Origin of the sequence: Flavobacterium macacae, from assembly GCF_003865365.1 — a bacterium.
Lineage (GTDB): Bacteria > Bacteroidota > Bacteroidia > Flavobacteriales > Flavobacteriaceae > Flavobacterium > Flavobacterium macacae.
In genome coordinates this window covers 68137-75113 of sequence record NZ_RQVR01000009.1, presented here as the reverse complement: position 1 = coordinate 75113, position 6977 = coordinate 68137, and the positions used below count along the sequence as shown (strand labels likewise).

The following is a 6977-nucleotide window of genomic DNA, read 5'->3' as shown; positions in this document are numbered from 1 at the left end:
GAACTGGAATTAGGTGCTCACTTTAAACTGGAATCGGGTGGTCAATATCACTGGAATTTGCAATCCAGTCACCCAACCACGGCAAAACTCACAAAATAGAGTCCTTCGGGATTATGGAATTTATAATTTCTACTCATTTTTTAATTCAAATATAATAAAAGGCATTCTTTTTTAATGACCGGATAGTAGGAAAATATAGTGACCACGCGAAGGGATTCGCGCGGTATCGGGGATTTGAACAGACCTACAACCAGATTAAGAAAAGTAGTAAAGCTTACAATGAAATCCGGCCACACGCAACCTGTGATTATCTGGCTCCCGAACAAGCACATCTGCAGTCACAGCAATTAGCCTAAAGATGAAAAAATTACAATAAGAGAACTAGCATTTAAAATAGCTGTATAGTTGATTTAGGATTAAAATTTATAGTTGTATAACTATATCAGGATTTATTTAGTAACCTGTATAGCTAAATTAGGACGAGACACCTTGCCCCTTCAAGCATAGATAAAGCATAGATAAGGCATAGATAGTGTATGGGGAGTGTATGAAAACGCTTATGTAAAATAGAAAACAAATTATTTGGCTGGTTTCCTTCCATTAAGAGGCTGCTTTTAAAAAAAGCGGTTTTGGAAAGAGAGAATAAACAAACACCCTCATTGCGGGACTGCTCTATTTCGCGTTTATTCACGGATTGTTTGGCAACTTATTGTACGCTGTAGTGGTCAAAACAAAAGCCATTTTAAAACACTTCTCCTGCCGTTCCATTTTAGAGATTGGGGAAAGGGCATAAAAAAGGCTCCCCCCTACCTACCGATACGGGAAAGCCAAGCAAACAACAAGTCTTAAATAGATACAGTCCCAGGAATGTTTTTATATCCTTTAAGCCTATAAAAATACCTGCGAAAGTTTTTGTGGGTTTAAGCTAGTTCTTCTAAAACCAGCTCTTTCATAGTTCCCGTTTGATTAAATCGCGTGTGCATGGCAAAAGCTTCTTCTAAAATATGAGGCGTATGCCCGCCTCTTTCAGAGGCGCGTTCAAAATAATGCTGTAAGGTTTCTTTATAATCTGGATGTACGCAATTGTTAATGATCACTTGGGCACGTTCTCTTGGCGCCAAGCCTCGCAGATCGGCAAGGCCTTGGTCTGTCACCAAAATATCCACGTCGTGCTCGGTATGGTCTACATGCGAAACCATGGGCAAAACATGGGAAATGGCATTGTCTTCTTTAGAGGCCGATTGGGTTACAAAAATGCTCAGGTACGCATTTCTTGCAAAATCGCCCGAACCGCCGATGCCGTTCATCATCTTGGTACCGCCCAGATGCGTCGAATTTACGTTGCCGTAAATATCAAATTCAATGGCGGTGTTAATGGCAATAATGCCCAACCTTCTGATGACCTCAGCAGAATTGCTGATTTGCTGCGGACGCAAAAGTATTTTGTCTTTATACAGTTCAAAGTTATTCAATATATGGGCATAGCAATTTTGCGAAACGGTCAATGAAGAAGCAGAAGCAAAATTCATCTTGCCGCTGTCAATCAGTTCAAAGGTGCTGTCTTGCAATACTTCGCTATACATTTCCAAGTTTTCAAAATCGCCTTTTCCTAAACCCGACATCACCGCATTGGCCACTTTTCCAATTCCGGCTTGCAAGGGCAGTAGCGATTTTGTCAGCCTTCCGTCGGCAATTTCTTTTTCAAAGAAAGCCAAAAGATGGCCGGCTATGGCAGTCGTCTTTTCGTCTGGCGCAACCACCTGTGCGGGACTGTCTGGAATTTCAGTAAATACCACGCCAATTACTTTTTGAGGATCAATTGAAATAAAATCCTGGCCTATCCTTTCAGAAGAAGCTGTAATATCAAGCGGTTTTCGGTTGGGATAAGGTTCCGGAAGATAAATATCATGAATTCCCTTAAAATTCATCGGGATAGACAGATTGATTTCAATAATTATTTTTTCAGCCAAATGTGCAAAAGTAACCGAATTACCTACAGAAGTGGTAGGGATTATATTTCCATTTTCATCAATATAAGCCGCCTCTAAAACAGCGAGATCCATTTTTGGCAGGTGCTTGTTTTCTAACAGTTCCACCGTTTCGCTCAAATGCTGGTCCACAAAAAGGATGCTCCCGTCATTAATTTTTTTTCGCAGCGTGGGATCCACCTGAAAGGGCATTCTCTTATACAAGGCATTGTTTTGGGCAAGGTCGGCATCAGTAGTATGCCCCAGTGAAGCTCCCGTAATCAAGGTAATCGCAATCTCTTCCTCTTTGGCGCGTTCGGCAAATGCAGGAAGCACCGCCTTGCTGTCTCCCGCTTTCGTAAAGCCGCTCGTCCCCACCGTCATCTTATCCTTGAAAAAAAGAGAAGCTTCATGTGCAGATATAACTTTCTCTTCGTAATTTTGAAACTGGATTCTTTCTGAATGCATACTATTGTCAATTTAATAAAAAAACACCTTTCTGCTAAATTTTCGCTAATTACAAAGCCTTTTTTTATTGATTTATACAAAATTACCAAAAATGAAAATTGACAGAATATTTATATAAGACAAAGTTATATTCAAAACTGCCACTATGTTAAATTCGAAATCGTTTGAGGAAAAATATTATATCAAAAATGTAGATGCAGACGAGAAAAGCATCTATTGCCACCATGACCTTATGGGCGAACACCTTATCCCGACGCACCAGCATAAAAAAGCGCAGTTTTTATATACCGAAGGCGGCATCATTCATGTCACCACAGAAACACATACGTATTTCTTGCCGGCCCGGCATTTTCTTTGGATTCCTGCCAATACTGCACACAGCATCCATACAAGTTCAGAAAATGCCATCATGCGCAATCTGTACTTCCCGCAAAATACAAACGAACATGAGTTTTACAGCATAGAAGGCATCTATCCGGCCAATGACTTGCTCCTTCAAATGATGCTGTTCACCAATCGCTGGAACGGACACTTAAAGAAAGGGTCCCGGCATTATACCATTGCCAATGCGATCAAGGCGATACTTCCTGAAATATGCACGGCACAGCTGCACCTTTCGCTTCCTTTTGCAGACGATTCACGATTAAAAAACATATTGCTATATGTAGATCAAAATTTAGGAGAGCCGATTTTATTCTCGGAGTTGGCCGGCCGCTTTGGGTTCAGCGAAAGATCGCTTTACCGCCTTTTTGAAAAAGACTTGAGGATGTCGTTCATCCAATATTTCACCATAAGGAGAATTTTAAAAGCAATGGAACTGCTGTTAGACAAAAAATTATCGGTCAATGAAGTCGCCCAAGCCGTGGGGTATAACAGTGCGCCCACTTTCAGCAATACCTTTTTTAAGGTTTTAGGCCAGCGTCCGACTGAATATGTGAATGGTGTGGAGATTTTGAGGAAAGAAGAGACTTGAGAAGTGAGTGTTGTACTTGCAACGGAAAAAGCGATTGCAACATCTATTATCGACTCCCGCGCAAGGATCTCATATAGTGCATCGTATAAAAAAAGGCAGTTGCTCTCACAACTGCCTTCTAAATAGAATATAAAATAGCTTAATGTCCTGAAACAGTAGTAGCGTGCTCCACAAACTTCAATTTCTTCGCACAATACAACCCAAAGAAAAGAATATACAGGTAGCAGAATACCGGAACGATAAAGGATTTCTGTACCCCAAAGTCAGAATCAGCAAGCACGCCTTGGATTAGCGGCACTAAGGCACCTCCTAAGATGGCCATGACCAACAGCGACGAACCTTGGCTGGTATATTTTCCCAAACCTGCAATACCTAAAGTATAAATATTAGAGAACATGATCGAGTTAAAGATTCCGATTCCCAACACGCTGTACATCGCCATTTCGCCTGTGCTGAACATCGTCGATAGCAATAAGATCACGTTTATGGAAGCAAAGAGGGCCAACGTTCTTGCCGGTGCTGATTTGCCAATCAAGAATGCCGCAAAGTTCAGCGCAAGGAATACCAGGAAGAAACTCATTTGTCCGAAAGTCAAGTCCACAATACTGTAAATCAACAAGAAAACGGCTGCTGCAGTCAAGACCATATAGATCGCTTTTTTAGAAGCACTGATGCTGTGGTTCAAGGAAATGGCTCCTAAGAAACGGCCAATCATGGCACCGCCCCAGTACATTGCCAAATAATTCTTGCTCACGGCTTCCGTCAATCCGGTTATGCTGGGCAATTCTAAAAAGCTGATGATAAAACTTCCCACGGCCACTTCGCCGCCGACATAGCAGAAAATACCTAAAATTCCCAAACGCAATTGCGGGAACTTTAAGGCGCCCAACCCGCCTTGCTCCGTTTCTTCTGTTTGGAACGAAGGCAGTTTTACATTGTAAATCAAAACGGCAACCAAAAGCAAGATTCCTGCAAAAACAAGATAGGGAATACGTGTGGCTTCTGCCGTAATATTGTGGTCGCCCCCCGGACCAAACACCAAATAACCTCCAAGAATTGGAGCAATGGTCGTTCCAAAAGCGTTAAAAGCCTGTGTCATGTTCAAACGTCCTGAGGCGCTGTCTTCTGTTCCCAAAAGCGACACGTAAGCGTTGGCTGTAATTTGTAAAATGGTAAATCCCAAACCCAATACGAAAAGCGCACCTAGGAACAAGCCGTACACTGAAAAAGTGGCTGCCGGATAAAACAAGATGCACCCGACAGAAGACAGAACAACTCCAGAAAGGATTCCTTTTTTGTAACCTACCTTGTTGATCGGGTCGCCTTTATAATACGAAATCGCAAAATAGGCCAGTGATCCAAGAAAGTAAGCTCCGAAGAAACAGAACTGGACCAGCATCGATTCTACAAAAGTAAGATCAAATAATTTCTTTAGGTAGGGAATCAGAATGTCATTCATGCAGGTAATAAAACCCCACATAAAAAACAGTAAAGTAATGGTAATCAAAGGAACCGTATAATTTGGACGCGCTTGATTGGTAGTATTCGTAGAATTCATAAAAGGGTTGTGATTTAAAAGCGCAAATTAAGAATTGAAATTTACTTTCTCTATTAATTAAGGCTTCAATTTTTGGATTATTTAGCTTAGGGCACAAATCAACTTTTCAAAAAGGCATTTTACCTTTCTTTTTTCTTAAACTCAATGGTAGGTAGTTGCCAAGCCTTTCTTGAAAAAACCCGATCAAACCTTAAAAGATGGATTTTAAAGAAAGTTAGTAAACTCATGATTATCAAATTTTTATTCCAAAAACCCAGGTAATTAAATTATTCCGTATCTTTAAGTAAGCGGTTTTTTTGTACTAGAAGATCTTGCTTTGTTTTAACGGAACCCTTATTTAAAGTACTACTATTATGGATTTGGCTTATAGTTTTTTAAGAGACAACGATACGTATAGCGTTCACATTTCTAAGGGACATTTTACGGTAATTGAAGAATGCACCTCAACAATGCTCAGCCTTTGCAAAGAGGTGTCTACGGAACATAGCGAATGGATTCCGCCCTATTTTTGCTTAACAGAACAACAAGCTCGTGATGTGGGTGCAAAATTAGGCCGAGAAGTTTGCCCTTACTGTATTCGTTTTTTATATGGATGGAAAAAAGACGGGACTGTTCTTTAAGAAAAGCAAGTCATTTATTGATTTATGGAAGAAATAAATCGGAATAAATCGGTGACATTTAAGACTTCATCGACAACCACATTATCTATTGCATTTTGTGGCATAAACGGCATTCCCGCACTAGCCGGATCTTGAACAACAACCTTTCCTCCTGCTTCTTTAATCGCATTTAATCCTAAGGTTCCGTCAGCGTTTGCTCCAGATAATAAAACTCCAATTACAGAGGCTCCAAAAGCTTCGGCCACTGATTCAAAGGAAACATCAATACTAGGACGGCTGTAATTTACTTTTTCTGAAATATCTAAGGAAAGTACGCCCGATTTCTCAAAAAGAAGGTGATAATCAGCTGGAGCGATGTAAATATTACCGGCAACCAGTGGTGTTTTATCTTCCACTTCTTTTACTGGAATTGTGGTTCTTAAACTCAATAATTCTTCCAGAGTCGTATCATCTGTGTATTTTCTATGCAAAATGATGACCATAGAAAAATCAGGTAACGCTTTTAAACCGGGAATTAACTGCAAAAGAACTTCCAAGCTTCCTGCAGAACCGCCAACAATCAAAACTTTACAGCCTGAAATTAGTGCATCTTTTTCCATATCTTATCTTTATTGAGTTGGACATATCGTTTTTGAATGGGCGAAAACTTAATTGTTTCTTTAGTACCCAAGGCAAGATATCCTAATTTTGAAAGGCTGTCATCAAAAAGACCAAGCGCCCTTTCTTGTAAATCCTTATCAAAATAAATCATTACGTTTCTGCACAAGATCAAGTCAAATTCATTGAACGAGCTGTCAGAAACCAAATTATGCTGAGAATAAACCATTTTGGTTAAAAGGTCTTCTCCAAATTTGGCGTAGCCATAATTGGCGGTATAATAATTAGAGAAATCCAGTTTTCCGCCAGATTCAATATAATTCTCAGAATATTGTTTCATCATTCGAAGTGGAAATATTCCTTTTTTTGCAGTGTCTAAAACAATCGGATTTATATCGGTAGCATAAATTAATGCTTTTTGCAGCAAGTTGGCTTCTTTCAAAAGAATGGCCATTGAAAAAACCTCTTCCCCTGATGAACAGCCGGCGTGCCAAATTCGAATAAAAGGTTTGGTACCCAATTGCGGTAAAATTTCCTCCCGAAGTACTTTGTAAAAATGGGGATCACGAAACATTTCGGTTACATTCACGGTAATTTCTTCGACCATTCTTTTAAAATAACCGGTATCCGTTTTTACTCTTGTCAGAAAATCATAAAAATTCTGGAATCCGTCTAGCTGGTAAATTCTGTCAACGCGTCTTTTTAAGGAAGCGCGAGAATAGCCACTAAAATCAAACCCATAATACTCAAAAACATCATTGACCAATATTTCTAGTTGGCGGTCCTCTATCATA

At 40.0% G+C, this 6977-nt stretch carries 6 protein-coding genes; 2 read left to right on the top strand and 4 right to left on the bottom strand.

All coding sequences use genetic code 11. The features are described from left to right. Positions 1-920: 920 nt before the first annotated feature. Entirely contained in the window at positions 921-2435 is a 1515-nt protein-coding gene (locus tag EG849_RS09085; RefSeq protein ID WP_125012768.1) for a succinate CoA transferase, read from the bottom strand. Between the two features lie 145 nt (positions 2436-2580). On the opposite strand from EG849_RS09085, the gene EG849_RS09080 reads away from it, so the two are divergent. Then, positions 2581-3408, top strand: coding sequence for an AraC family transcriptional regulator (locus EG849_RS09080; RefSeq protein WP_125012767.1), 828 nt, complete (start codon positions 2581-2583; stop codon positions 3406-3408). Between the two features lie 139 nt (positions 3409-3547). Here the strand turns inward: EG849_RS09080 and EG849_RS09075 are convergent, their stop codons facing one another. Continuing rightward, positions 3548-4966 carry a sugar MFS transporter gene (locus EG849_RS09075; RefSeq protein ID WP_125012766.1) on the bottom strand — a complete coding sequence of 473 codons (1419 nt, stop codon included), beginning with the start codon at positions 4964-4966 and terminating at the stop codon, positions 3548-3550. Between the two features lie 353 nt (positions 4967-5319). Between EG849_RS09075 and EG849_RS09070 the strand changes: the two genes are divergently transcribed. Then, positions 5320-5586, top strand: coding sequence for a hypothetical protein (locus tag EG849_RS09070; protein ID WP_125012765.1), 267 nt, complete (start codon positions 5320-5322; stop codon positions 5584-5586). 14 nt (positions 5587-5600) lie between these two features. On the opposite strand, the gene EG849_RS09065 is transcribed toward EG849_RS09070, so the two are convergent. Together EG849_RS09065 and EG849_RS09060 are read right to left on the bottom strand one after the other, a co-directional pair. Further along, positions 5601-6185, bottom strand: a complete 585-nt coding sequence (locus tag EG849_RS09065; RefSeq protein WP_125012764.1) for a chemotaxis protein CheB — start codon at positions 6183-6185, stop codon at positions 5601-5603. Beyond that, positions 6167-6976, bottom strand: a complete 810-nt coding sequence (locus EG849_RS09060) for a CheR family methyltransferase (RefSeq protein ID WP_125012763.1) — start codon at positions 6974-6976, stop codon at positions 6167-6169. Before EG849_RS09060 ends, EG849_RS09065 begins: the two co-directional genes overlap by 19 nt. Position 6977 lies beyond the last annotated feature (1 nt).